The organism is Rhodococcus sp. OS5, assembly GCF_056837585.1.
Genome location: NZ_CM166368.1, coordinates 250,264 through 276,900, shown reverse-complemented (window position 1 = coordinate 276,900; position 26,637 = coordinate 250,264). Strand labels below are relative to the sequence as shown.

The 26,637-nt window shown below is 64.3% G+C and carries 15 protein-coding genes and 1 pseudogene; 6 read left to right on the top strand and 10 right to left on the bottom strand.

The window, feature by feature from the left end:
- Positions 1–57: 57 nt before the first annotated feature.
- Entirely contained in the window at positions 58–690 is a 633-nt protein-coding gene (locus tag ACVZUB_RS01265) for a hypothetical protein (RefSeq protein WP_202022615.1), read from the top strand.
- 21 nt (positions 691–711) lie between these two features.
- On the opposite strand, the gene ACVZUB_RS01260 is transcribed toward ACVZUB_RS01265, so the two are convergent.
- Positions 712–1,383: an MspA family porin gene (locus ACVZUB_RS01260; protein ID WP_003943954.1), complete on the bottom strand. Its 672-nt coding sequence runs from the start codon at positions 1,381–1,383 to the stop codon at positions 712–714.
- Between the two features lie 334 nt (positions 1,384–1,717).
- Here ACVZUB_RS01260 and ACVZUB_RS01255 point away from each other — a divergent pair, with 334 nt between their 5' ends.
- The gene (locus ACVZUB_RS01255) at positions 1,718–3,550 is read left to right on the top strand and encodes a hypothetical protein (RefSeq protein ID WP_042921226.1); all 1,833 of its coding nucleotides are present in this window, start codon (positions 1,718–1,720) and stop codon (positions 3,548–3,550) included.
- Between the two features lie 9 nt (positions 3,551–3,559).
- On the opposite strand, the gene map is transcribed toward ACVZUB_RS01255, so the two are convergent.
- Positions 3,560–4,324 (bottom strand): type I methionyl aminopeptidase, encoded by a 765-nt coding sequence (gene map, locus ACVZUB_RS01250; protein ID WP_064073658.1) that lies wholly within the window; start codon positions 4,322–4,324, stop codon positions 3,560–3,562.
- Positions 4,325–4,373: 49 nt separating this feature from the next.
- Here map and ACVZUB_RS01245 point away from each other — a divergent pair, with 49 nt between their 5' ends.
- From ACVZUB_RS01245 to ACVZUB_RS01235, 3 genes are all read left to right on the top strand, one after another.
- Positions 4,374–4,643 (top strand): helix-turn-helix domain-containing protein, encoded by a 270-nt coding sequence (locus ACVZUB_RS01245; protein ID WP_003943854.1) that lies wholly within the window; start codon positions 4,374–4,376, stop codon positions 4,641–4,643.
- An 82-nt stretch (positions 4,644–4,725) separates the two neighbouring features.
- The gene (locus tag ACVZUB_RS01240) at positions 4,726–7,980 is read left to right on the top strand and encodes an arabinosyltransferase domain-containing protein (RefSeq protein ID WP_064073659.1); all 3,255 of its coding nucleotides are present in this window, start codon (positions 4,726–4,728) and stop codon (positions 7,978–7,980) included.
- 73 nt (positions 7,981–8,053) lie between these two features.
- Positions 8,054–11,356, top strand: a complete 3,303-nt coding sequence (locus tag ACVZUB_RS01235; protein WP_482628085.1) for an arabinosyltransferase domain-containing protein — start codon at positions 8,054–8,056, stop codon at positions 11,354–11,356.
- Here the strand turns inward: ACVZUB_RS01235 and ACVZUB_RS01230 are convergent.
- Positions 11,353–12,302, bottom strand: a pseudogene (locus ACVZUB_RS01230) (DMT family transporter). The gene ACVZUB_RS01235 and the pseudogene ACVZUB_RS01230 overlap by 4 nt on opposite strands.
- A gap of 73 nt (positions 12,303–12,375) precedes the next feature.
- Between ACVZUB_RS01230 and ACVZUB_RS01225 the strand changes: the two are divergent.
- A complete protein-coding gene (locus tag ACVZUB_RS01225) occupies positions 12,376–13,287 on the top strand; it encodes a LysR family transcriptional regulator (protein WP_007731813.1) in 912 nt (303 codons plus the stop codon).
- Here ACVZUB_RS01225 and ACVZUB_RS01220 read toward each other — a convergent pair.
- From ACVZUB_RS01220 to ACVZUB_RS01190, 7 genes are all read right to left on the bottom strand, one after another.
- On the bottom strand, positions 13,284–14,825 hold the full coding sequence (locus ACVZUB_RS01220) for an acyl-CoA carboxylase subunit beta (protein WP_003943957.1): 1,542 nt from the start codon (positions 14,823–14,825) through the stop codon (positions 13,284–13,286). The genes ACVZUB_RS01225 and ACVZUB_RS01220 overlap by 4 nt on opposite strands.
- Complete coding sequence (pks13, locus tag ACVZUB_RS01215) at positions 14,822–19,765, bottom strand: polyketide synthase Pks13 (protein WP_482628084.1); 4,944 nt, start codon at positions 19,763–19,765, stop codon at positions 14,822–14,824. Before pks13 ends, ACVZUB_RS01220 begins: the two co-directional genes overlap by 4 nt.
- Before the next feature lie 37 nt (positions 19,766–19,802).
- Positions 19,803–21,692 carry a long-chain-fatty-acid--AMP ligase FadD32 gene (fadD32, locus tag ACVZUB_RS01210; RefSeq protein ID WP_003943899.1) on the bottom strand — a complete coding sequence of 630 codons (1,890 nt, stop codon included), beginning with the start codon at positions 21,690–21,692 and terminating at the stop codon, positions 19,803–19,805.
- Between the two features lie 182 nt (positions 21,693–21,874).
- Positions 21,875–22,870: an LLM class F420-dependent oxidoreductase gene (locus ACVZUB_RS01205; RefSeq protein ID WP_007731815.1), complete on the bottom strand. Its 996-nt coding sequence runs from the start codon at positions 22,868–22,870 to the stop codon at positions 21,875–21,877.
- Between the two features lie 205 nt (positions 22,871–23,075).
- Positions 23,076–24,029, bottom strand: coding sequence for a cutinase family protein (locus ACVZUB_RS01200; protein ID WP_003943848.1), 954 nt, complete (start codon positions 24,027–24,029; stop codon positions 23,076–23,078).
- A gap of 9 nt (positions 24,030–24,038) precedes the next feature.
- Positions 24,039–24,590: a DUF732 domain-containing protein gene (locus tag ACVZUB_RS01195; RefSeq protein ID WP_447001015.1), complete on the bottom strand. Its 552-nt coding sequence runs from the start codon at positions 24,588–24,590 to the stop codon at positions 24,039–24,041.
- Between the two features lie 106 nt (positions 24,591–24,696).
- Complete coding sequence (locus ACVZUB_RS01190) at positions 24,697–26,580, bottom strand: alpha/beta hydrolase-fold protein (protein ID WP_482628083.1); 1,884 nt, start codon at positions 26,578–26,580, stop codon at positions 24,697–24,699.
- Positions 26,581–26,637: the final 57 nt, after the last annotated feature.

Sequence of the window (26,637 nt, the reverse complement as noted above, 5' to 3'; positions counted from 1 at the left end):
CAGCCCCTCCAAGCGCAGTCGAGCAAACGGCCGCATCAACCACCGGCGGGGTAGGTGATGACAGTGAGCGAACTCGTTGCGCAAAGCCGCGAGCTTGTACCGCATCGTGCAGTTCTCGATTCCGCAGAGCATGTTCTGGTCATTGCGCGCGGCAAACCGTTCGGGCGCGAACAGGCTTTCCATGAAGTGTTGAGCGTCGCGATTCGCAATCGCATCGAAGTACTCACTCTGGCAAGGGCTCTCATCGACGTGTCCGAGTCCCGCGACTACCGCGCGATCCCGACCGACACCGCGCACACTGTTGCGGTGCTCGAATGGGGCGAGCTACTCGAGATCCCCACCGAACACCACGAGAAGTCCAGGGCCGAGTCATCCGAGGACGTCGATGAATCGAGTGAACCCGACGATCCGATCGAACCCGAGTATCTGGTCGAGACCGACGTGGGCGGACGGGTCGTCTTCGTCGCCCTCGCGTTCACGATCGGCGGGATAGTCGGATTCTTCGCGCACGACTGGGCACTTCTGCTTCTGATCACCGCCGTGTACCTCGTGTGGATCGCGGCACGGTTGGTCGCGAAACTCGTCAGTGTTTCCCGTAGTGCCCACTGGGCAGACGCTTCGCCGATTCGTGGCGCCGATTCGACCACACGGAACGCGGAAAACTCCCACCATCACGCTGTTGCAGCGTGACGGCGGGAGCATCCGCGTTCGCTAAAGCCTCTGCGGTACACCGTAAGTGACGACGGTATCGCCATTCGACGTGACAGCCTTCGCGTACGGCCTGATGGTCACCGGACCGATTGCTCCCTGTACATAACCGTGAACTCCGGACAGACGGACAGCGGCTTCGGGACCGTCGAACTCCTGATCTTCGAGCAGTGCGACGTCGGTGATACCGCCCGGCGCCAGATCGACGTCAAGTTCCTGCGAAGGAATGATGTCACCACCGATGACGAACCCGTTCGATATGTCCAGTCCCAGTTCGAAGTCCGGAACCAGGCCGATCCCGAGGTTGGTTCCACTCTCGACAGCCCAGTCGAGACCAGGACTGTTGAGAACGACCGTCGCGCCGGTCAACGCGATCGGGTAACCGATCTGATAACCGATCGTCAGCTTCGTTCCGGTGAAGCTTGCCGCGTCCGGCCCGTCGATCTTCACGCCGGCAACCCCGTCGTGGAAGAACTCGACACTCAGCGGTGAGCTGTCGAGAGGCGGAAAGACATGGATAGCGGTATCAGCCTGGAAGACTTCTATCCGATTCCCTTTGACGTCGGTGATCGAACTGGTGTTGTCAACGCCTGCCGACGCCGTCCCACCCCCCAGGACAACGGCCAACAGGGCCACTGCTCCTACTGCGCTACTACGAACTGCTGTCTTCGACATGCACAAGCACCATCCCATCCGGTATAGGCCCCGGACGTAGGTTCCAACTCTTCGTCGAGGATGGGATTCGTCGGGGCTGCCTGAACAAACGCGAGCAAGATCCTTGTTGCGATACCCCGGTCACAAACCCGTCAAACGGTGCACGAAAACATTACTTTCCGGACAAGTCGGGCGGACCGATTTGTCCCGCTGACTGCGCCCGCTCGCGGACGCGAACCGTTTTGTTCGTTACTCTGACAGTGGAAGTTATCGAATCGAGACCTAAGTAGGCCACCCCGAACTTCTGAGATCGCCACTTCAGGGATGGGCGCCAGAACCGAAAGGCACCGACTGCATGACCGAGACCTTGCCCGACGTCCAACTGCTCGAAGAAGCACGTCCAGGGCGAGTCCGTTCAGCAGTGCGGCGCTCGGTCGTCCAGCGCGGGCGTCTGGTCGACCTCGCGATCATGGCGACGTTCACCGTTGCGGCGATCTACGTGATGTCGAACCTGTGGAGCGACCTGCAGTCCGGCTATCTGTTCAACGCGGGCCGCGACCAGGCCATGTGGGAATGGTTCTTCGCCGATACCGCTCACGCCCTCGCCCAGTTCCGCAGCCCACTGTTCAGTGACCTGCAGAATTACCCACTCGGCGTGAACCTGATGGCCAATACCGCGATGTTCGGCATCAGCATCCCGTTGGCCCCGATCACGCTGATCTTCGGACCGACCGCCACGTATGCGATCGGGCTGACCGCCGGCCTCGGCGGCACCGCCATCGCTTGGTACTGGGCATTCTCGCGGCACGTACTGACCGGAGTCTCCGTCCGCTCCAAGGTCGCCGCCGCCGTCGGAGCGGGGTTCTGCGGATTCGCGCCCGCCATGATCTCGCATGCCAACGGCCACCCGAACTTCGTCGCGTTCTTCGTACTTCCGTTCATATTCTTGCAGGTAGTGCGCATTTCGAACGGCAAGCGTCCGGTTCGCGACGGTGTCGTCCTCGGCCTACTCGTCGCCTGGCAGATCTTCCTCGGCGAAGAACCGCTCCTCATCTTCACGATGTCAGCCATGGTGTTCGGCGCCGCCTATGCACTGCCCGGCCTGGCCAAGTCGCGCCAGGCGATCAAGCGCGCGATGCCCGGCCTCGTGATCGGCGGCGCGGTCACACTCCTGATCACTGCGGTGCCGCTGTGGTCGCAGTTCTTCGGCCCAGCGAGCTACGACGGCGTCTCACACGGTCAGGCAGGCAACGACACCGCTGCACTCACCACGTTCCCGACCGAATCGGTTGCGGGCGACCCCGAGGGCGCGGAGTTCCGAATGAACCCGACCGAGGAGAACGCGTACTTCGGATGGCCGCTGGTGCTCCTGCTTCTCGGTGCAACGGTGTGGCTGTGGCGCATCCGCCTGACCCGCGCGGCTGCCGCCGTGATCGTGGTCATGGGTGTGCTCTCACTCGGTTCCGAACTGACCATCGACGGTGACAAGACCGGCATCACTCTGCCGTGGAAACTCCTCGCCGACCTGCCGTTGTTCGAATCGGTGCTCGAATCCCGATTCGCGATGGGCGCGATTCCGGCGATCGGGCTGCTGCTCACCCTCGGCACCTACCGCGCTTTTGTCGAACTTCGTGGACCGCGCCGCACGGCAGCCGGTGTCTGGCTGGTGGCTCTCGCCGTCGCGATGATTCCCCTGATCCCGACCCCCATCGACGCCGATCAGCGATCTGCGACGCCCGAATTCATCACCAGCGGCTCGTGGGAGAACTACGTCAGCGACGGCACCCTGGTGACGGTTCCCGTCGCGAGCGCCGAAGACGCCCGCGCACTGAGCTGGCAGGTCGACGCCGACTTCGGCTTCCCCATCGCCGGCGGGTACTTCGTCGGCCCGGATTCGAAGACCCGCGCCGGAATCTACGGCGCCGAGTCCCGGCCCACCTCGACCCTGCTGGTCAATGCCAAACAAACCGGCAAGGTCCCGTTGATCGACGTGGGCACCAGAGCGAACGCACTGACCGACCTGCGGTACTGGCACGCCGACGTACTGGTGCTTCCCCGATTCTCCGGCGACGACGCCCTGCGCCACACGGTCGACGAGCTGGTCGGCTTCGACGCCAAGCGCGTCGACGACGTGTGGGTGTGGGACGTACGAGACCTCGTGAGCGGCAAGACCTCCAACCAGAGCTGAGCGGGTTGATCAGCGGGTCGTGATCACCGGACCGTCTTCGGTGATCGCGACCGTGTGCTCACTGTGCGCAGCCCGGGCACCCGAAACGGTACGAAGGGTCCACCCGTCGGCGTCGTGCCGGTAGTCGTCGGTTCCGTCGGCGATGAGCATCGGTTCGATGGCGATGACCAGGCCGGGACGCAGCCGGAAGCCTTTGCCTGCTCGACCTTCGTTGGGCACGTCCGGGCCTTCGTGCATCTCGCGGCCGATGCCGTGCCCACCGTGATCGGCCAGCATGCCGTACCCGCGGCCGCGCGCGTACTGTCCGATCGCGGCACCGATGTCGCCCAATCGGTTTCCGGGCTGGGCAGCGGCAATGCCACGGGCAAGTGCCTCATCGGTCGCGTCGATCAGTGCCTGATCCTCACTACTCCCCCGCCCGACAGTGAAGCTGATGGCGGAGTCACCACACCAACCGTCGAGTCTCGCGCCGCAGTCGATGCTGACCAGGTCACCGTCGCGAAGCCGGTACTCATTCGGGATACCGTGCACCACAGCATCGTTCACACTCGCACAGATGGCGCCTGGGAACGGCGTCGGTGCCGATGCCGGCCGGTAGTTCAAGAACAGCGCCGAGGCGCCGGCCGCCGAAATAACCTCCGCGGCAACGGCGTCCAATTCGAGCAACGTCACTCCGACGCTGGCCGCCTCACGCGCCGCAGCCAGAGCCTGCGCCGTGATTCTCCCAGCCGCCGCCATCGCGTCGATTTCCCCTGCAGTCTTGATTTCGACCATTTCGAACACCTTCCTTGTCGAATAACTATACCGGTATTACTATAAGCACATGGTGCGCGTGCCGCTGACGGCGGAAGAACTCGAACGAGGACTACGACTGGGTGAACTCCTGCGATCGGCGCGGGGGGACCGAAGCATGGTTCAGGTAGCGCTCGACGCCGGTATCTCCGTCGAAACGCTGCGCAAGATCGAAACCGGACGCATCGCGACACCCGCCTTCTTCACCATCAGCGCGGTCGCGGAAGTGTTGGGTATTTCACTCGACACCATCGCCCGAACACTTGAAACACCACAATCCGAACAGGAAGTTGCATCCTGAGTAGTTCTCTCAGGATGTGCGGGCCCGCACTCGCCTAACATCGTTCCTTGTGCCGTCTGAAGTAGTAGTGCCCCCGAAACCCGTGCCCACTGGCCCCGAAGCTCCCCGAGAATCGGATTCCCAGAGAGTCCGGACGGCACGACTCATCGCGATAGTCACCGGCCTTCTTGGCCTGCTTCTTGCACTCGCTACGCCCTTCCTGCCCGTCAAGCAGGAAGCCGCGAGCATCGACTGGCCGCAGGGTGGGACCGTCAACAGCGTTTCGTCGCCGCTGATCTCTTACTCGCCCACATCGCTCGACATCAGCATTCCCTGTTCCACCATCGGCCAGTTGGGCGGCAGCGGCGGCACACTGCTCTCGACCATGCCGAACGGCGCGCCGGACCGAAACGCCCGCGGCCTCACCGTCCGCACCACTGCCGACCGCCTCGAAGCACTCACCCGCGATTCGGTATTGATCTCGACCCCGCTCGATCAACTGAGCGGGTGCACGGCGATCACCATCACGACCAACTCCGAGCAGACCGTCGCGGCGGTCACCGGAATCGACGGCGTCGGCACCACCCTGACCGGTGACTACCGCCCACAGGTTGTCGGCATCTTCACCGACCTGCAGGGCGCAGCGCCCGCCGGACTGTCCGCCCACATGGACGTCGACTCGCGGTTCTCGTCCAGCCCCACACTTCTCAAACTGTTCGCGATGATCGTGGCGGCACTCTCGACCATCGTCTCGCTGTACGCACTGCACCGGATCGACGGCGTCGACGGCCGTCGTGCGCGGCGGTTCCTGCCGGCGCGATGGTGGAAGTTCACCGGCATCGACGCCCTGGTTATCGGCACGCTGGCGCTGTGGCATGTGTTCGGCGCCAACACTTCCGACGACGGTTACCTGCTCGGCATGGCCCGAGTCTCGGAGCACTCCGGGTACATGGCCAATTACTTCCGCTGGTTCGGAGTCCCCGAAGCGCCGTTCGGTTGGTACTACGACGTGCTGGCGCTGTTCGCGAAGGTCAGCACCGCGAGCATGTGGATGCGCCTGCCCGCGTTGATCGCCGGCATTCTGTGCTGGATGGTCATCAGCCGCGAGGTGATACCGCGACTCGGTGTTGCGGTGCGCCGCAACAAGGTTGCCATCTGGACGGGCGGGCTCGTGTTCCTGGCCTTCTGGTTGCCGTACAACAACGGCCTGCGTCCCGAGCCCATCATCGCCCTCGGCGCCCTGCTCACGTGGTGCTCCATCGAACGCGCCATCGCCACCGGACGTCTGTTGCCCGCCGCGATGGCCGTGCTGATCGCCGCATTCTCGCTGGCCGCCGGGCCTTCCGGGCTGATCGCCATCGGCGCGCTGATCGCCGGAGCCAGGCCGATCCTGCAGATCCTGATCGCCCGCGGCAAGCGCGTCGGCTTCCTGTCCCAGATCATGCCGATTCTCGCCGCCGGAACCGTGGTGCTCGTCGCGGTCTTCGCAGATCAAACCCTCGCGACAGTTCTCGAATCGACCAGAGTGCGAACGGCCGTCGGGCCGAACGTTCCGTGGTTCGAGGAACGGTTGCGTTGGGACGCACTGATGACCATCTCCCCCGACGGCTCACTCGCACGCCGCTTCGGCATGTTCGTCATGATCGTCGGACTCGTCTTCTGCGTCATGATGATCCTGCGCAAGGGCCGGATCCCGGGCACCGCTATCGGGCCCTCGCGCCGAATCCTCGGCATCGTGTTCGCGTCGCTGCTCCTGATGCAGTTCACCCCCACCAAGTGGACTCACCACTTCGGTGTGTATGCCGGTCTGGCCGCCACGGTGGCCGTCCTCGCTGCCGTCGGTGTGAGTGCGTCGAGCATGCGTTCCAAACGAAACCGCGCGCTGTTCGCCGCGGGCATCCTGTTCATCCTCGCTGTGGCGTTCACGAGCTCCAACGGCTGGTGGTACGTCTCGAGTTACGGCGTCCCGTGGTGGGACAAGCCGCCGTCAATCGCCGGCAAGGGATTCTCGACGGCCTTCCTCGGCCTCACGATTCTCGCGCTGCTGCTGGCCGCGTGGTACCACGTCATGGAGCCGCGCCGGCGAAACGGCACAGAGGACAGCGTCAAGAAGACCAGGCGACTTCGCCTTCTCGCCCCGTCACCGTTGACCATCGCGGCCGGAGCGGTCGTGCTGTTCGAGGTGCTGTCCCTGCTCAAGGGCGCGGTCGCGCAGTACCCCGCGTATTCGATCGGCAAGTCCAACATCGAATCCGTCTTCGGCGGAAGCTGCGGTCTCGCGGGTGAGGTACTCGTCGAGTCCGATCCGAACGCCGGCGTTCTGCAATTGACGGATCGGCCCACCGATCTCGCCGGCGCGGGTGCATTCGGTGCGAGCGAATCAACCGGGTTCTCGCCGGACGGGGTTGCAGGCGACCTCACGGCCGACGCCGAGGACTCGACAGCAGGCAGTGCAAACAGCCTCGACACCTCGACCTCGCAGTCCGGCACCACCACGCCGGGAACCGGATCCGGCACCGCCGGTGGCTCGCAGTCGACGGCCGGCGTCAACGGCAGCAACGTCGCGCTCCCGTTCGGGCTCGACCCCGCAAAAACCCCGGTGCTCGGTAGTTACGGAGCACCCCAGAACGCGTCGCTGACCACCGGTTGGTACTCACTACCCGAGCGCAACGACGCCGCACCGCTCCTGACCGTCGCGGCCGCCGGACGCATCCGCTACGTCAACTCCGACGGCATCGTCACCCCCGGCGCAGTGCTGCAGGTCGAGTACGGCAAGAAGCAGGCAGACGGGAGCGTCGACGCACTGGGACGTGTCGATCCGATCGACATCGGCCCGTCGCCGTCGTGGCGCAACCTGCGCGTTCCGATGGATCAGCTGCCCGCCGACGCCGACACCGTGCGTCTGGTGGCCAGTGACACCGACATCAGCGCCGACCAGTGGCTGGCGGTCACACCGCCACGAGTGCCGACCATGCGCACGCTGCAGGACGTCGTCGGATCCACCGATCCCGTGCTGATGGACTGGGCTGTCGGTCTGGCCTTCCCGTGCCAACGTCCGGTGGATCACCTGTACGGCGTCGCCGAGATCCCGGAGTGGCGCATCCTGCCCGACCGCATCGGCGCGGAGTCCACCAACGCCTGGCAGGACCACTACGGCGGTGGACCGCTCGGCTGGACTACCGAACTGCTCTCGGCCAGGGCATTGCCGACCTATCTGGACAACGACTGGGATCGTGACTGGGGTTCGCTCGAGCAGTACACACCGCTCGATTCGGACGCGGTTCCCGCGCAAATGAACGTCACCACCGAGACTCGATCGGGCACCTGGACACCGGGCCCGATTCGTTACCAGTCGTAACTGTTACGCGTGGACCTACCAACCACCTGGGCACGGTAGGTCCACGCTCAGCCCTGACATACCATCGGTAGCCGTGCCCGACGCCGTGACAGCTTCACCTCAGACTTCGAGTTCGCCGCCTCCTGCTGGTCAGGATGCCCGCGAGCGTTTCCATCGCACGCGATGGGTCGCGATCATCGCCGGCTTGCTCGGCTTCGTGCTCGCACTGGCAACTCCGCTGCTTCCCGTCGTGCAGACGACGGCTTCGGTCAACTGGCCGCAGAACGGCGTGATCGGCGACGTCGAGGCACCGCTGATGGCGCAGGTTCCCATCGACGTCAACGCATCGATCCCCTGTACCGCGGTCAGCTCGTTGCCGGAGGGCGGCGGCATCCTGCTGTCGACGGCACCTGCACAGGGCGACGGCGCGGCACTGTCGTCGATGTTCGTCCGGGTGTCCGCGACGAGCGTCGACGTGCTCGATCGCAACGTCGTCGTCGCTTCGGCGGCACGCGAGGACGTCGAGTCCAGTCGCTGTGGCGCCATCGCGTTCAGCTCCGACGTCAACCGAACCACGGCAGAGTTCGTCGGACTGACCTATCCCGACGGCAACCCGATTCGTGGCCAACTCGACGGTGACTTCCGCCCGCAGGTGGTCGGCGTCTTCAGCGACCTGCCCGACGGCGCTGCCCCCGAGGGCCTCGGCTTCTCGATGACGATCGACTCACGTTTCTCGTCGAGCCCGAGCGTCTTGAAGCTGGTCGCGATGATCGTGGCCGTCCTCTCGACCATCGTCGCGCTGGTCGCCCTGGCTCGCCTCGACGGCACCGACGGCCGCAAGCACCGACGCTTCCTGCCCGCACGCTGGTGGAAGTTCTCCGGTATCGACGGAGTGGTGGTCGGCACGCTCGTCGTGTGGCACTTCATCGGCGCGAACACCGCCGACGACGGCTACCTCCTCACCATGGCCCGAGTCTCACCGGACGCGGGATACATGGCCAACTACTTCCGTTGGTTCGGCGTTCCCGAGGCGCCGTTCGGTTGGTATTACGAAGCGCTGGCCGTGATGGCGAAGATCTCGACCGCGAGCCCGTTCATGCGTCTGCCCGCTCTGCTCGCCGGAATCCTGTGCTGGATGGTCATCAGCCGCGAGGTCGTCCCGCGTCTCGGCCGGGCGGTTCGCCGGAGCAACGTCGCCCTCTGGACCGGCGGTCTGGTGTTCCTGTCCTTCTGGCTGGCGTACAACAACGGTCTTCGCCCCGAGCCCATCGTGGCTCTCGGCGCACTGCTCACCTGGTGCTCCATCGAGCGCGCCATCGCCACCGGACGTCTGCTGCCCGCGGCCACGGCAATCTTGATCGGCGCCTTCACTCTTGCCGCCGCACCCACCGGATTGATGTGTATCGCAGCCCTTCTCGCCGGTGTGCGCCCGTTGGTGCGCATCGTCGTCAAGCGTCACCGACTGGTCGGCACCCTGCCGCTTCTCGCTCCGATCGCCGCTGCCGGAACCATCGTGCTGGTGGTCATCTTCGCCGACCAGACCTTTGCCGGCGTCATGGAAGCCACGCGCGTCCGAACGATCATCGGGCCCAATCTCGAGTGGTACCAGGACTTCCTGCGCTACTACTACCTCTTCGTCCAGACGGTCGACGGCTCGGTTGCCCGACGCTTCGCGTTCTTGACGATGATCCTGTGCCTCTTCACGACGCTCTTCGTGTTGCTGCGCCGCGGCCGCGTCCCCGGCGCCGCAACCGGTCCGTCGTGGCGCCTGGTCGGCGTCGTCTTCGGCACGATGTTCCTGATGATGTTCAACCCCACCAAGTGGACTCACCACTTCGGTGCGTACGCGGGCATCGCCGGTTCTCTCGCCGCGCTGACCGCCGTCGCCGTGTCCGCGTCCGCCCTGCGCTCGCGTCGTAACCGTTCGGTGTTCGTGGCCGGACTGCTCCTGATGCTGGCGTTGACGTTCGCCGGCATCAACGGCTACTGGTACGTCTCGAGTTACGGCGTGCCGTGGTTCGACAAGACCATCTCCTACGACGGCCGTGAATCCAACACCCTGTTCCTCGCGCTCTTTGCTCTCGCCTTGGCCTTTGCCGCCTGGCAGTACCTGCGTGAGGGATTTGCCGCCCCGCCCGAGAAGCCGAACACGGCCAAGGGCAGACGAATTCGCAAGTTCGCGGCCGCTCCCCTCACCGTGATTGCCGGTCTGATGGTCCTGTTCGAGGTGCTCTCGCTACTCAAGGGTGCAGTGTCGCAGTACCCGGCGTACTCGCTGGGCCGAAGCAACATCGAGGCACTCGCGGGCAAGACCTGCGGCATGGCCGAGGACGTTCTGGTCGAGACCGACGTCAATTCCGGGAATCTGCGGCCTCTGACCGCTCCCGGATTCAACGCCGAGGATCCGTTGTCCGGAGTTGATTCGAAGGGCTTCTCCCCCAATGGGGTTCCCAGCGATCTGACTGCGGATTACATCGAAGTCAAGCAGGGCATGGGCAATACCGACAGCCAGAGTGTCGGTCCCACCTTCGCCACCGGTTCCGGCGCCGGAACCAGCGGCGGCACCGGCAACGTCGGCGTCAACGGCAGCACGGCCAAGCTCCCCTTCGGCCTCGATCCGTCGAAGACACCGGTCATGGGCAGCTACCAGCCCGGCGTGCAGGAACCTGCTTCCCTCATCTCGAGTTGGTACGGATTGCCCACTCGCAGTGAAGAATCACCGCTGGTGGTCATGTCCGTCGCCGGGCGTGTGTGGTCCGTCGACAACACCGGTGCGATCACGTACGGCCAGTCACTTCTGGTCGAGTACGGCAGGACTCAGCCCGACGGAACCGTGCAGGTTCAGGGTTCGTACATGCCGCGAGACATCGGACCCGCGCCGTCGTGGCGCAACGTCCGTATCCCGATCGACGAACTCGCGCCGGACGCCGACGCCGTTCGGGTGGTCGCGTTCGATCCCAACCTCACGGGCGATCAGTGGATGGCATTCACGCCGCCGCGCGTGCCCAAGCTCGAGTCCCTGAACTCGTACATCGGCAACGAGCAGCCGGTGCTCCTGGATTGGGCTGTCGGCCTTCAGTTCCCGTGCCAACGTCCGTTCACACATCAGAACGGCGTGGCCGAGATGCCGAACTTCCGCATCCTCCCGGACCGTCCTCTTGCGGTCAGTTCCACCGACACCTGGCAGTCTGCGGACAACGGTGGCCCGCTCGGATTCACCGAGGTTCTTGCCGGTGCGACGACGGTTCCTACGTACCTGAAGGACGACTGGGCGCGGGACTGGGGATCACTCGAGCGGTACGACCGGTACTTCCCGAATGCTGTTCCGGCAGAGGTGGAGACGGGCACCGCAACCCGCTCGGGCATGTGGATGCCCGGCGAGATGCGAGTGCACTAGCCTGCGCTACCTACTCGGGTGACTGCTCGGGTGCGACGCACGGAGACGGCAGACACCGCTCCGACAACGACGACGCACCCGAGTAGTTGCCCGATACCGGGCCGTTCGCCGAGCAGCACAACCGCCAGCAGTACGGCGAGTACCGGTTGCATGAGCAGGAGCGTCGCGCCCACCTCGGCGGGAAGCCGAGGGAGCGAGTGCCCCATCAGCATCCAGCCGAACACCTGGCCGACCAGCGCCAGTGCCGCGAGCCAGCCGAAGGCTTCCCAGCCCGGGACGAAATCGATCCGGCCCCACAGTGATCCGATGACGGACCCGGCGATGCCCGCGGACGTCGTCGAGATCAACACCTGGCTCGCTGCCCGATCCGCCTCGCCCGTCCGGCCGACCACGAAGATGTAGCCGCCGTAGGCGATTCCGGAGACGAGCGAGAGCGCCGTTCCCCACAGCAAGTCGTCGCCGGTTCCCCCACCCCCGAACACGCCGCCCCCAAGGCGATTCCCGTGAACATGAACGGCAGGGCGAAGACGAACCGCATCGGCACCCGATGGCCGAACACCAACCAGGACAGTGCGGGCACCACGACCACCTGCACGTTCACGACGACGCTCGCCATCCCCGCGCCGATCATCAGAATCGACTGCGACCACAACGCGAAATCCAGCCCGAGCAGCAGACCGCCGAGCACCTGCAGAACGACTGCCCGCCGGCTCGGCTTGCCCACCCGGCGGTACTCCCGCCACGCCAACCACAACAGCGGCGGCAAGGCCAGGAAGCAACGGAAGAAGACGGCGGTCGAGGGCCCCACATCGGCCAGCTTGATGAGGAGCGAACTGATCGAGATCGCAGCTGCGCCTCCGACGACGAGCAATCGAGGGTCGATGCGCCCCCGAGGAGTTCGGGTGGGTGTCGATGTCTGCGCGGTCGCGGAGGTCAGTGTGGTCACTCGACAATGTTCCTGCCGCTAACTATTCAGCACAAGCAAATGTTCAGACCGTATATTCGGTAGCATTACTACTGTGTTGAATCTCGAAAGACTTCGCGCCCTGCACGCCGTCGCCGAGAACGGATCAGTAGCGGCTGCCGCCCGCACCTTGCATGTCACACCCTCCGGAATTTCGCAGCAGTTGAACAAGCTCGAGCGAGAGGTCGGTGTTCCGCTCCTCGAACCGCAGGGCCGCGGTGTGCGACTCACAGAAGCGGGCCGAATCCTCGCGCGCCGAACCGCAGAGGTTCTCTCGACGCTCGCCCAGGCCGAGGCGGAAATCGCGTCGCTGCAGAGCGAGGTGACGGGCCGCGTACGTATCGGCGCCCTGGTCTCCCCCAGCAGGACGGTGCTGCCGCGAGCCATCGCCGAAATCAGGCATGCGCACCCGCAGCTCGAAATCACCTTCAACGAAGGCGAATCCGAAGAACTGCTCCCCGCACTGATTCGCCGCGACCTCGACGTCGTGGTGGTCGACAGTTGGAGCACTCTGCCCGTCGAACTTCCCGACGGACTCTCCTTCACGCCCGTGTACGACGACGTGGCGCTGCTCGCTCTCCCGGCGTCACATCCGCTGGCGGAGAACAAGGTCGTCGCGCTCAGCGAGCTGTCCGAGCATGCCTGGGCGACGTGGACACGGGGAACGGACTTTCACACCTTCACCGTCCGGACCCTGCGCGCGCAGGGGTTCGACCCACGAATCGAGTACGAGGTCGCCGAGTTTCCCACCCAGGTCGAATTCGTCGCTCAGGGCCTCGCCGTCGCATTGATTCCACGTCTGGCGAGAGTTGTACCGCCGGAAGGTGTTCGAATGCTCGACACGGTTCCGCCGCTCGGCCGAGACATCTACCTCGCCTGGCGGACAGACAGCGAAAGGCCGGCCGTCCTGGCGGCGATAGAAGCGCTACGCCGCCAGTTCGACGCCCTCGGTGACAAAAAGAACTAGAGCGGCATCAAGTTGTGCTTGCGCGGGTTCTTGAAGATCGTCTTGTCCGCGAGCAACTTCAGAGCCTTACGGATCTCGAGACGCGTCTGCGAAGGCTCGATCACCGCGTCGATGTATCCGCGCTCGGCCGCGATGTACGGCGTCGCGACGAACTCGTTGTAGAAGTTGATCAGCTGAGCACGCACCGCGGGTGCATTCTCACCGGCCTCGGCGAGCTGACGCCGCCCCATGATGTTGACGGCACCCTCGGCGCCCATCACGGCGATACGAGCGGTCGGCCACGCGAGGTTGATGTCGGCACCGAGCTGCTTGCAGCCCATGACGGCATAACCGCCGCCGTACGCCTTACGAACCACCACAGTCACCTTCGGCACAGTGGCTTCGATGTACGAGAACAGGAAACGCCCGCCGCGCTTGATGACGCCGACCTTTTCCTGATCGACGCCGGGAAGGAATCCCGGTGTGTCGACGACGAAGACGAGCGGGATGTTGAAAGCGTCGCACAGACGCACGAAGTGGGCGGCCTTGTCGGAGCTGTCCGCGTCGAGGGCGCCACTGAGGTACGTGGGCTGGTTGGCCACGACACCGACGGGCAGGCCGTCGACGCGGGAGAATCCGGTGATCACGTTGTGCGCGACCTGGGCTCCGATTTCGTGGAAAGTGCCGTCGTCGAAGATCCGCAGAATGATGTCGTGCATGTCGTAGCCGGCGTTGTCGGCATCCGGCATGAACGCATTGAGTTCGAGATCCGACTCGGTGATCTCGGGTTCGAGGCCCGGGTTGATCAGCGGCGCCTTCTCCTGGCACGACGACGGCATGAAGCTCAGGTACTCACGCACCCAGTCGAAGGCAGCCTTCTCGTCGGGAGCGACGTGATGGATGTTTCCGTACTCCGCCTGCTTGCGGGCTCCACCCAAGTCCTCGAGGCTGACCTCTTCGCCGGTGACCGACTTGATGACGTCGGGTCCGGTGACGAACATGTACGACTCTTCGGTCGCGACCACGACGTCCGTGTTGATCGGGGCGTACACGGCACCGCCGGCGCATTTACCGAGGATGACCGAGATCTGCGGGCACAGGCCGGACAACGGCTCCTGACGTGAACCCATGTTGGCGTACCAGGCCAACGAGGAAACGGCGTCCTGGATGCGAGCTCCACCGGAATCGTTGATACCGACGACCGGGCAGCCCACCTTCAGCGCAAAATCGTTGACAGCTGCGACCTTACGGCCGAACATCTCTCCGGCGGCACCGCCGAACACCGTCTGATCGTGCGCGAACACGGCTACCGGACGCCCGTCGACGGTTCCGTGACCGGTCATGACGCCGTCGCTGTACGGGTTGCCCTCGCCCGCCATCTTCACCAGGGCACCGATCTCGATGAAGCTACCGGGGTCGAGCAACATGTCGATGCGCTGGCGCGGCGTGCTGTGCCCTGCTGCATCGCGCTTGGCAATGGCCCGAGCCGAGCCGGGTTCCTTTGCCTTCTCCAACTTTTCGCGGAGTTCAGCGAGCTTCTCCGCGGTGGTTGTCGTCACTTCTGAACTCCGGTTTCCGCTGCTTTGGTCTGAGCTGTCTCGATCTGGGCCAGCTTGGTGGTGAGGTCTGCCGCAACCTTCGCGATGTACGGCTCGTCGACGATCTGCAGGTGGTCCCCGCCGATGTAGACGACCTCGAGGTTCTTCACGTAGTCACCCCAACCACCATCTGCCTTGCGGGTCTTGAATGCAGGCTCGAGCGTCATCAGCTCGTCGTGGTACTTGTCAGCCATGTAGAGCACGACGTCGCCGTCGTAACTGCTGAACTCGGCCGTCTGGATGGCGCGATTGTCCAACCACGACGTCCGCTGATGCTCGATGATGCCGCCGGGAATCTTGGCGCCGCTCATCTTGATCATGTCCATCAAGATCTGGATCTGATCCTCGTCGGCTTCGGTGGAAGCCAGAACGTCAAGCGGCAGCGGCACATCCAGGTTGTAGGTGCGCTTGGCGAACTTGCCGTAGCGCTCCCAACGCTTGCGTCGTTCCGCCTCGGTGTCCGGCACGACCTCGCCGGCCATGACGGTGTCGAGCAGCCCGACCACACGCACGTCGGCACCCTGCTCGCGCAGCAACTTCGCGACCGCATACGACATCACGCCACCGAACGACCAGCCACACAGCACGTACGGCCCGTCGCCCTGGATCTCACGCAGCAGCGGAACGTAAGCAGCAGCGCGGGTTTCGATCGAGCCCTCGACCCGCTCGAATCCGTACATCGGCGTGCCGGCGGGCAGGCGCTTGAGCAAAGGCTCGTACGTCACCGTCGAACCACCGGCAGCATGGAAGACGAATACCGGTACGGCAGTGGAACCTTCGGGGCGGGCACGCAGAGTACGCACGAGTCCGTCGATCTTGCCGTCGTCCTCGAGGTACTGGCGAACGACGTCCGCAAGCTCTTCGATGGTGGTGGAGTCGAGAACGTCGTCGAGAGTGATCTCGCCACCGGCACGCTCGGAAAGCCGAGCAGCAAGCTTCTCGGCGACCTCGTCACCGACGATCGGCAGATCGTTGAAGATGCCCTTGGCCGACTTCCCGGTGACAACCGCCCACGTCGCAAACGTCAAGCGCTCGGCCGCATCTCGCGGCGGAACGTCCGAGCCTGCGTCGTCGGCAGTTCCGGCTCGAGAAGGATCGGAAGGCGCAGCTGCAACCGGAGCAGTGGTAGGTAGTTCCACTGCCACCTCGGCGGGAGCAACATCCTCGTCAGCAGCGTCGGCCGCCAACTTCTCCGCGGCCTGCTTGTCGGCCATCGCCTGAACCTCTTCGCGATTGTCGATCGCGTAGCGCAGGTACTTGTTGACCTCGTTGAGGCTCGCGTCCTTGACTGCCTGGAGCTGGAGCTGCGGAATGTCGAACTCGTACTCGACGCGGTTCTTGATACGCATCGCCATGAGCGAGTCGAGACCCAGTTCGATGAGCGGAACCTCGGCCGGCAGATCCTCCGGCGAGTACCCCATCGACTCGGCTACCACGATCTTGAGGCGGTCGTCGAGGCTCTGCGAACCGTTCGGATCCCACTTGTCTCCGGCGTCTTCGACGACCTCGGCCAGGGATTCCATCGGCGCACTGGTCTTGACCGGCGCGCTGACGACCAGCTCGGGCAGCGGCTCACCCGACGTGACGACGGCGTCGAAGAGCAGACGGAACGTAGCACCCTCACGAGCGTGCACCTGCACCGACGCTCCACCCAGATGCGGGTTGAGTGTCGTCGTCAGGGTCGCAGCGCCGGCCAGCTCACCATGGGGAACGGCAGCGGTGAGAGCGACATCCGAGAGCACCTGTCCGGCAGCAGCGCTCACGAGCACAGCCAGATCGGTGACGGCGGATGCGTCGACCTCCCACACGTGGCGGCCGTCGGGCAGAGCGACGTGCGAACCCGGTACGCGAGCCGAACCGCCGGCACTGACGCGAATGTCGAGCCAATACGGCTTACGCAGGAATGCGGTACGCGGAACCGAAGCGAAATCGCCTGCGGGAAGCAGAGACTCGAGGTTCACGGCATGGCCGTGCACGTACAGCTGCGCGAGAGCGGCAAGAACACCCGCGGACTCGTCTTCCTTACGCTTGAGCGTCTGGATGAGCTCCATGTCGTGCAGGCCCGAATCGAAAGCGGTAGCCGCCACCGACATCAGCGTCACCGGATTGGGTGCAAGCTCGACAAAAGTGGTGTGGCCGTGGGCAACTGCACCGCGTACCGCATTGGTGAAGTACACGCTGTGGCGAAGACCCTTGACCCAGTACGCCTCTTGATGGATCGGCTCGTGACCGGGACGGTAGAAAGTGTCCTTGTCGACGGACGAGTAGACGCCGAGCTTCAACGTGGTCGGCTCGATACCGGCCAACTCCGCGGCAAGCTCGCCGAGCAACGGATCGACCTGTGAGGTGTGGCTGGCACCCTTGGTCTGCAGGACACGCGCCATCTTGCCGTCGGCCTCGGCGGCCGCGACGATCGCCTCGATGTCCGGCTGTGGTCCACCGATCACCGTGTGCGTCGGAGCTGCGTAAACACAGACCTCGAGCTTGGGGTACGTGGGCAGTAGCGCCTCGATCTCGGATGCGCTGTACTCGAGCAGAGCCATCAGACGGATGTCGTCACCGACAAGTGCGCCCTCGGCCTCACCCATCAGCCGTGAACGTGAACAGATCACGCGGACAGCGTCTTCCAGGTTCAGGCCGCCGGAAACGTACGCGGCAGCGGCCTCACCCATCGAGTGCGGAACCACGGCTTCGGCCTCGGCGCCGTGGTGACGCAGCAACGCGGCCAGACCGACCTGGATGGTGAAGATTCCCACCTGCGCGGTCTCGACGTTGTACTCGATCGAATCGTCGAGGAACATCTCGACCATCGAGTAACCGGCCTCGTCCTGGATCAGCGCGTCGACCTCGTCGACGGCCGCCTTGAAGGCCGAGTTCTCCGTGTAGAGCTGCTTGGCCATCTTGCGGTGCTGCGAGCCGAAGCCCGAGAACACCCACACCGCGCCCTTGGGCGACGGCGAGTCGGCGGAGAAGACTCCTTGAGCAGGCTTGCCTGCGGCGACGGCGCGCAGCGAGCTGATGGCCTCGGAGCGCGTCTTCGCCAGAACAGCGGCGCGCGAGCGTCCGTGGTTGCGACGCGCGAGTGTGCGGGCGACGTCGGCGAGGGGCGTCTTGCTTCCCTCTTCGGTTTCGAGCCAGTCGGCCAGATCAGCGGCTGCGCGGCGACGACGCGACGGCAGCGCACCGGAAACGGCCAGCACAACGGTGCTCTCGTTCTCTGCTGCCGGTTCGTCGACCACCGGGGCATCCACAACCGGTTCATCGACTACCGTCTCGGCAGGCACGTATTCCTTGACCACGACGTGCGCGTTGGTTCCGCCGAAACCGAAACCGGAGACACCGGCGACAGCCTTGCCGGTGTAACGCGGCCAGTCGGTGGCCTCGGGCGTCACCTGCAGGTGCGACTTCTCGAAGTCGATGTGCGGGTTCGGGCCCAGGTAGTTGATCGTCGCGGGAATCTTGTTTTCCTGCATCGCCAGAACGACCTTGATCAGGCCGGCGGCACCTGCAGCTGCTTCCAGGTGCCCGAAGTTGGTCTTCGCGCTACCGAGCAGTGCCGGCTTGTCGTCGTCACGACCACGACCGACGACACGACTGAGCGCGTCGGCCTCGATGGGATCACCGAGATCGGTACCCGTTCCGTGCGCCTCGATGTAGTCGACGGTGGTCGGCAAGATTCCGGCGTCGCGGTACGCGAAACGCAACACGTCGGCCTGGGCATCGGGATTGGGTGCGAGCAGACCGTTGGAACGGCCGTCCTGGTTGACCGCGGATCCGGCGATCACCGCGAGGATGGAATCTCCGTCACGCTCGGCGTCTTCGAGACGCTTGAGCACGACGAGTCCGCCGCCCTCACTGCGAACGATGCCCTGAGCCTGAGCGGAGAAGGCACGCAGTTTTCCGTCGGGAGCGAGCATCCCGGTCTGATCGAAACCGAGGGTTCCGGGAGGGGCCAGCAGCATGTTGACGCCACCGGCCAGCGCGATGTTGGAGTCACCGCTGCGCAGCGAGCGCACAGCCTCGTGAACGGCAACCAGCGAAGACGAACACGCGGTGTCCAGAGCGATGGACGGTCCACGGAAGTCGAAGAAGTACGAGACCCGGTTCGCGACGATCGCCGTCGACGTTCCGGTCAACGCGTACGGATGCGCCGTCGTCGGATCACTGACCGCGAGCAACTGGTAGTCGTTGGCGGAACTGCCGATGAAAACACCGACCTGCTTGCCCTTGAGCCCACTGGCCGGAATGCGAGCGTGCTCGAGTGCTTCCCACGCGAGTTCGAGTGCGAGGCGCTGCTGCGGATCGACGTTGACGACCTCGAGCGGAGACATCGCGAAGAACTCGGCGTCGAAGCCCTTGACGTCGTCGAGGTACCCGCCCTTGGTGTTCGCGTTCTCGACCGCGGCCTTGATGGCGGGATCCGACATGAACTCGGCCCAGCGGTCCTCGGGGAGGTCGCTGATGCCGTCGCGTCCGTCCGCCAGCATTTCCCACATGTCCGAAGGCGTGTGCCCGGCACCGGGGAATCGTGTGGACAGTCCGACGATGGCGATGTCGTGAGCGTCCGTCGTGCCGCCTGAGACGTAGTACGAGGCGTCGACGGTCTCCTGCGGCGCCTCGGGCTCACCTTCGATGATCCGAGTAGCCAGCGAAGCGATGGTGGGGTGTTGATAGGCAACCGTGGCGGTCAGCGTGACGCCGAGCAGATCCTCGATGTCTCCGCTCAGAGCGACTGCGTCCCGCGAGGCGAGCCCGAACTCTTCCATCGGGCGATCGTCCGTGATCGAACCCGCCGGCTGACCGGTCGCGTTGGCGATCCAATTGCGAAGCCACTCACGCAGCTGCGCGACACTCATCTCGCTCACAACGTCTTTGCTCTGCGCACCATCTTGTTCAACCATCAACTCACCAAGCCACCGATCATGAAGGGACTGCTCCTCAAACGCTATCGGGGAATGCGGTCTGCTGATAGCCGCCTCGCAACGTTCCCTCGATATAGCTCGCCTTACACGCGCGGCGAGCGATCTTGCCGCTGGACGTACGCGGAATCGAACCCGCGGGGACGAGCAGGATGTCTCGGGCCGTAACACCGTGACGGGAAGAAATCGCCGCACGCACGGTGTCCGCGATCGGCTGCGGATCGGCCTTGCCTGCGCCGGGAGCACGCTCGGCCACGATGACCAACTGCTCCGAGGAATCGTCGTCGTCGAACTTCAGACCCGAGTGCGTGTTGGAGAACACGACGGACGGCAGCTGGTTGGCCGGTACGGCAAACGCAGCGATGAAGCCGGGGCGCAGAGCCGGGCTGGCTTCCTGAGCCGAAGCCTCGAGGTCCTGCGGGTAATGATTGCGACCGTCGACGATCACGAGGTCCTTGACGCGCCCGGTGATGTACAGCTCGCCGTCGACGTAGACGCCGAAGTCGCCGGTACGCATCCAGTTGGCATCCGCCGGCGTGCCCTCGGTGTGGCTGTCTTCGCTCAACCGATTGTCCAGCTTGTTGTGGAAGGTCTCCGCCGTCTCGTCGGGGCGACCCCAGTAGCCGATACCGATGTTCTCGCCGTGCAACCAGATCTCGCCGACGTGATTGTCGGGGACCTCGGTCAGCGTCTCGGGATCGACGATCGCCGCCCACTGACTGCGCGAGACGTACCCACAGGAGACCTGCGCGATTGCGTTCTCGGAGTACTGGTCGACGATGACCATGCGTCCCTTGTTGAGTTCCGTGCGGTCGACGTAGATGACCTTGGCCTCGTCGGAATGCTTGGTCGAGGAGACGAAGAGCGTCGCCTCGGCCATGCCGTACGACGGCTTGATCGCAGTCTTGGGCAGACCGTACTGAGCAAAAGCGTCGTTGAACTTGCGCATCGACGACGTCGTGACCGGCTCACTGCCGTTGATCAGACCGATGACGTTGCTCAGGTCCAGGGTCTCGCCGTCCTTCGGCAGGCCACGCGCGGCAGCGTGCTCGAAAGCGAAGTTGGGAGCGGCAGCAAAGGTGCCGGCGCCGTCGGAAACCGCAGCAAGTTCCTTGATCCACCGGTACGGCCGCTGCACGAAAGCACGCGGGCTCATGATGGTGATGTACTTGCCGCCCAGAGCAGGCAGGATGACCGTCAGCAGGCCCATGTCGTGGAACAGCGGCAGCCACGTGACGCCCCGAGAGTCCTCGTTGAGTTCGATGGAGTCGACCATCTGGAGCGCGTTCGTTCCGACAGCACGATGGGTGATCTCCACGCCGGCGGGAACTCGGGTCGAACCCGAGGTGTACTGCAGGTACGCGATGTCGTCGAGTTCGATGTCGGGGCGAACCCACGTTTCACCGACGGTGTCGGGAATCGCGTCGACGGCGATGATGCGCGGACGCTCGGCAGCGGGAAGCGAGCGGAACAACTGTCGAACACCGGCCGCCGACGATGCGGCAGTCAGAATCGCAGTCGGCTTGCAGTCACCGAGAACAGCGTGAAGACGGTCGGTGTGACCGGGCTCGTCCGGATCGAAGAGCGGCACCGCGATGGAACCGGCCTGAATGGCCGCGAAGAACGAAATGACGTAGTCGAGTCCCTGCGGAGCAAGAATCGCGACACGGTCGCCACGCTTGGTGACCTGCTGCAGACGGGCTGCAACAGCGCGCAGACGCACACCGAACTGCTCCCAGGTCAGCTCCAGGGCTTCACCGTCACGCTCGCGTGAGTAGTCGATGTACCGATACGCGAGCTCGTCCGCGTTGACACGCGAGTGTTGCTCGACGTAGTCGACCAGCGTGAAGCCTGGTTGCAGGCGGATCTGGCCCTTCTCGTCGAGAAAGCCATCGAACAGCGCGTTCATTCCATCTCCTCCGAAGCGATCACACAAGCACTGTCTTTCATGCCTGCGCCCCAGACTTCCTTCGCTCTCTCGGGTCCATCTTCGATCAATCGAATCGCACTTTGTGCGCAACTCACCTGAATCACTTCATCGATCCCAAACCATCGATATGTTACAGATTCGCATCGTCCGTATTCTCCGGCCTACTCGCCCGCCAGTAACGGGATGATCGGGGCGAACGCTTCCATCTGCGTCGGGAAGACCCCGACGTACGACATCGACGTCTTCTCGCGGACCAGTCGAATCTGGTCTGCGATTTCCTCGAAAGTGCCCACAGCCAGGTATGGAGAGTTCAACAGCTCCTCCACGCTCAGCTTACGATCCACTTCGATGTTCGGCGGAAAACCTTGGTCCAGAGCGGCGATTGCCATTTCGGCAGCCTGCTCTCGATCGTCGGTGATCATGATCATGGTGATGGTCCAGTTGAGTTCGATCTCATCGAAACGCTCGCCGGCAGCTTCGCGGATCCGCTCGACACGTTCGATGGTCTTTTCCATCGTGATTCCGGAGAGCAGAAGCCGCCCGTCACGGTTGGTCGGTGTGGCGACCGAGATGATGTCCGCGTACTTCGCCGCGAGAGCAAGCATCTTCGGGCCTCCGCCGCCCACGATGATCGGTGGCCGCGGGCCCTGCCGCGGTCGCGGGCTGCCCTTGAGGCCGCGCACCTGATAGTGCTTGCCTTCGAAAGTGCATTCCTGCCCGCGCAGCAGAACGTCGAGAATCTGCAGAGACTCCTCGAGCTTCTCGATGCGAACGCCCGGACTTTCGTAGGCGATGCCGCCCTTGTCGAACTCTTCCTTCATCCAGCCCGCACCGATACCGAGTTCGAGTCGACCACCGGACAGCACGTCGATTGTCGCCGCGTCCTTCGCGAGCACAGCAGGATGACGGAAGCCGTTGGCCAACACGGCGGTGCCGAGACGAATCTTGTCGGTGGCCACCGCGAGCGCTCCGAGAGCGGCGATCGGGCCGACCTGATTACCCAGGTGATCCGGAATCATGAACGAGTCGTAGCCGAGTTCCTCGGCCTTCTGCGCGAGCTTGACGAAGCGTCGCGCACCACCCTCTTCGGCGTTGCCCTCGCCACCGGCCGCAAACCGAAATTTGCGTAGGGCATCGCTGCCGTGGGTGGAACTCATATATCGATCTCCTGTGATGGACACGTACGTCGTACTCGAACTACAAACTCGGACAAATCGAACCTACTCGCCAGTCACTTACGTGACAGCACTGTAGAGGAAGCCCCCGGACCGTGCAGCACTCTACCGGGACCAAACGAGCAGATTACCCGCGAGCGAACTCCCGAGACGCCCGATTGTGACGAATCAACAGTGCGGCGGTGACTCAACTGTGGGGCGGCGTCGGTGCAGCGTCGATCTTCTCCGCAGCCCACTGTGCCATCCATTGGGTGGCCGTCGTGCCGTTCGGATCGACTTGGAAGGAGTTGTACATCGCGTGCACAGGGTTGTTGTAGTACTCGAGCAGTCGCGGCGCCGAACTCAGCCAGTTGGTCGGGTTGAGAGCGGCTGCCGGCGCGTCGCAGATACCGTCGCTCGGCGCGCAGATCTGATAGGTCCGATCGTTGAGGTCACCGAACCCGCCGGGCCTCGGGCCGGTCATCGTGAGACCGGGCAGCTTCAGCCCGTTCAGCGACAGCTCGGCGCCGACACCGGCAACGCTCGGGCCAACGGTGTTCCCGAACGCCGGATCGCGCCGACCGTCGGCGATCAAGCCGACGCCCAGAACCAGATCGGCAGGCACCGCGCCGGTACCGTCGCCGATACTCGCGGCGACGTCACCCGCGATCACCGCGCCCTGGGAAAATCCGGTCAGGACGTAACTCGTGAGCGGGCACTCGGCGTGCCGCTTCATCAGAAAGTCGTTAGTGGCAGCAGTTCCCGCAGCCCGACTGTTGTTGTAGGACTGCTGTCCGTCCGGCGGGATCGCAACCGGATTCGAAAACTGTGCGACATACGGAACGGTGTAGACGTCGGCCCGTGAAGTATCGAACTTCTCCTGCAGAGGACGGGTCACGTTCAGCATCAACGACGCCGGATTGGCTGTCGGGTTGTACGGGTCGTCGGTAGCGCTCGACTCCCACGTACCCGGTATGGCTACTACCTGGACATCGGGGCAACTGGCCGGCTGAGACACCGGAGGCTCCGGGCTCGGCGGGATCGGAGTCGGCGAAGGCACCCGCCCGGCCAGGATGTACCAACCGCCGATCACGACCGCTGCGACCACAAGAATGATCAGCAGCGGGATCAGGCACCCACGACGCTTTCCAGACCTCGCCATGACCCGCGCCTACTTGCAGTAGGTGGCGTTGGCGACGTCGATGTAGATCTGAGCGTTCGCACCTGCCTGCTCGGGAGTGATCTGCTTGCCTTCCGCCGACGCTTCCTGGCCGACGAAGGCGGTCACGAAGGTCAGGACCTCGTCGTCGGTCTGAGGACCGGCAGCGCAGATGTAATTGGCCGTGTTGACGGCGATGCTTCCGTCACCGGCTGGGGTGATGCCCTTCGCCTTCAGTCCGTCGAGGAACTTCTGTGCCTCGGGACTGACCTCGACGACTGTGGGACCCGGGAAGCCCTCGATGCTCTGCGGCTGCTCCGGCGGCGCGGTGGCCGCGGCTCCCGGACTGGTGGGCGCAGCCGACGCCGTCGTGGTCGCAGAGGCGGACGCAGATGCCGAACCGCTCGAGGACGAAGCCGCCGCGGACGTCGTGGTGACCGGATTGGAGGTTGCAGTGGAGTCGTCACTACCGCACGCGACAAGCGCGCCACCGGTGGCGAGCACCAGGGCGCCGACCGCGATCGCGCGTGCACAAGTGTTTCGGTTACCCGAGAAAAGCGACATCAATGTCCGTCCTTGCCTTCAGTCGAAAGTCCATCAACAGGTTACGCAACGCACGCGGGCGGGCACCGATCCGTGATCGGGCCCGCCCGTCGTGCACCACTGTGAGTTAGTGAACTTCTGTCTTGTCACCGATCACCGTGATGTAGCCGAACTGGAAGTTCTGCTGGACACCACCGGGAATGTCGAACTTGTCACTGATCGGGAATCCGAGTCGTCCACCTTCGTATCCGACGCTCTTCCAACCGTCGAACAGCGGACCGTTCTCGACGGACCATGCACCGGTGCCGGGGCTCCAGTAGATGTTGCCGCCCTCGAACTCGGTGAAGCGTCCGTTGTCCTTGATCGGAACCTCGTTCGACTTCGGGAATCCGAGCCAGCCGTTTTCCCAGCCGAGTTCGCCGTACTTGCCCATGATCATTCCGAGAACCGCGTGAGTTCCGTTGGCGCTGCTGTACATTGCGCCGATCTCGAATCCCTGGACCTTGCCCGGCTTGCCGGGGGTCGCGATCTCGTCGGCAGTCGGGTAGCCGAGCGGGCCACCTTCCCAACCCTGTGCGGACCACTCGGCGAGGATGTCGCCGCTGACGGGGTGAGCGCCGGTCTGCGGGGTCCAGTAGATGGAGCCGTTCTGGAAGTGGTTGAAGCGTCCGCGTCCGTCGGGGGTACCGAGTTCGGGGGTACGCGGGAAGCCGAGCGGGCCGGCCGCTGCTCCGGTGTTCATGTACGCGCCGGCGATACGACCGGCGACGGGCTGGGCGCCCGTTCCACTGGTGAAGTAGATGCGACCGTTGCGGAAGTCCTGTGCCAGGCCACCCGCGACGCTGTACTCGGGGGTGATGCAGTCACCGATCCAGCCGTTGGCTGCAGCCGTCGCACCGATCTCACCCGAAGTGCCGCAAGCCGGCTTCTCGACCTCGACGCCGATGGCGTTGGCCAACTGCGGCCACAGCTGATGAAGCTCGAACTGCCAGTACGGCCACGAGTGGGTTCCGGACGGGCGGTAGTTGACCTGCGCGGGGATTCCGAGCTGGTTGAGCTTGGTCGCGAAGGTCTGCGAGGTCAGGCGAGCGAGGATCTCGAGGCCCATGCCTGCGTAGTTGGTGCTTACGCCGGGAATTCCCGACGGCTGGTCGTACGGGCCGGTCGTACCGCTACCACTCGAGACGTACAGGCTGACGCCCTTGAGCTTCTCGGCGAGCGCGTACGGATCGTGTGCAGCCCACTGCGGGTTGGACGGCGGTCCCCACATCGCGGCGGAGTTGTATCCACCGGCGTCGGTCATCGCGAACTGGATTGCCTGAGGCATGCCGAGCGAGGTGGTGGTGAGGATGCCGGAGAGCGAAGCGGCGAACTTGAAGAAGCCGGGGTTGCGCGCCGTGAGGAACATGGCGGACGTGCCGCCCATCGACAGTCCGACGACACCGCGTGTCTGCGTGGTCCGCCAGTCCTTTTCGAGGATGGGGGGCAGTTCCTTGGTCAGGAACGTCTCCCACCGGTAGTTCTTGCCGTTGTCGGGCTGGAGCCAGTCGGAGTAGAAGCTGGACTGACCGCCGACCGGGAGGATGACGTTGACGTTCTTGTCCGCGTAGAAGGACTCGGCGTCGGTCTCGTAGGTCCAGGCGTTCTCGTTGTCGGTCGCGCGAAGACCGTCGAGCATCCAGACCGAGGGGAAGCTGGCCGACGGATTGACGTTCCAATCGCGGGCCAAGAGGATCTGCACCTGAATCGGGGTGCCCATCGCGGGAGAGTTCACCCACAGCGCGACGCGACGCTCGCTGAGCCAGTCGACCTTCGTGACCGCTGCTCCGGTGGGGTTCTGGGTGGCGGCCGGTGCGGCCTGAGCAGGTGCCGGCGCGGCTGCCGCGGTTCCGGCCGTCGTCAAGCCCGCGGCGATCGGCAGAACCAGCATCGCTGCCAGTGCGCCGACGACCTTTGTCCGGAAGGTTGCCCGGGACCGGCGACGGTCCTCCGTGGCAAGGCCTACTCGCATGAGCTCACTCTCTTTCCTTACGTTCGGTCCGCGCGTCGATCGTGTGGCCGCCTGAGC

Bases quoted from the DNA above. Each gene is read 5' to 3' on its own strand.
- ACVZUB_RS01265 (WP_202022615.1), top strand. From the start codon at position 58: ATGACAGTGAGCGAACTCGTTGCGCAAAGCCGCGAGCTTGTACCGCAT.
- ACVZUB_RS01260 (WP_003943954.1), bottom strand. From the start codon at position 1,383: ATGTCGAAGACAGCAGTTCGTAGTAGCGCAGTAGGAGCAGTGGCCCTG.
- ACVZUB_RS01255 (WP_042921226.1), top strand. From the start codon at position 1,718: ATGACCGAGACCTTGCCCGACGTCCAACTGCTCGAAGAAGCACGTCCA.
- ACVZUB_RS01205 (WP_007731815.1), bottom strand. From the start codon at position 22,870: ATGAGTTCCACCCACGGCAGCGATGCCCTACGCAAATTTCGGTTTGCG.
- pks13 (WP_482628084.1), bottom strand. From the start codon at position 19,765: ATGGTTGAACAAGATGGTGCGCAGAGCAAAGACGTTGTGAGCGAGATG.
- ACVZUB_RS01195 (WP_447001015.1), bottom strand. From the start codon at position 24,590: ATGTCGCTTTTCTCGGGTAACCGAAACACTTGTGCACGCGCGATCGCG.
- map (WP_064073658.1), bottom strand. From the start codon at position 4,324: ATGGTCGAAATCAAGACTGCAGGGGAAATCGACGCGATGGCGGCGGCT.
- ACVZUB_RS01200 (WP_003943848.1), bottom strand. From the start codon at position 24,029: ATGGCGAGGTCTGGAAAGCGTCGTGGGTGCCTGATCCCGCTGCTGATC.
- ACVZUB_RS01245 (WP_003943854.1), top strand. From the start codon at position 4,374: ATGGTGCGCGTGCCGCTGACGGCGGAAGAACTCGAACGAGGACTACGA.
- ACVZUB_RS01190 (WP_482628083.1), bottom strand. From the start codon at position 26,580: ATGCGAGTAGGCCTTGCCACGGAGGACCGTCGCCGGTCCCGGGCAACC.
- fadD32 (WP_003943899.1), bottom strand. From the start codon at position 21,692: ATGAACGCGCTGTTCGATGGCTTTCTCGACGAGAAGGGCCAGATCCGC.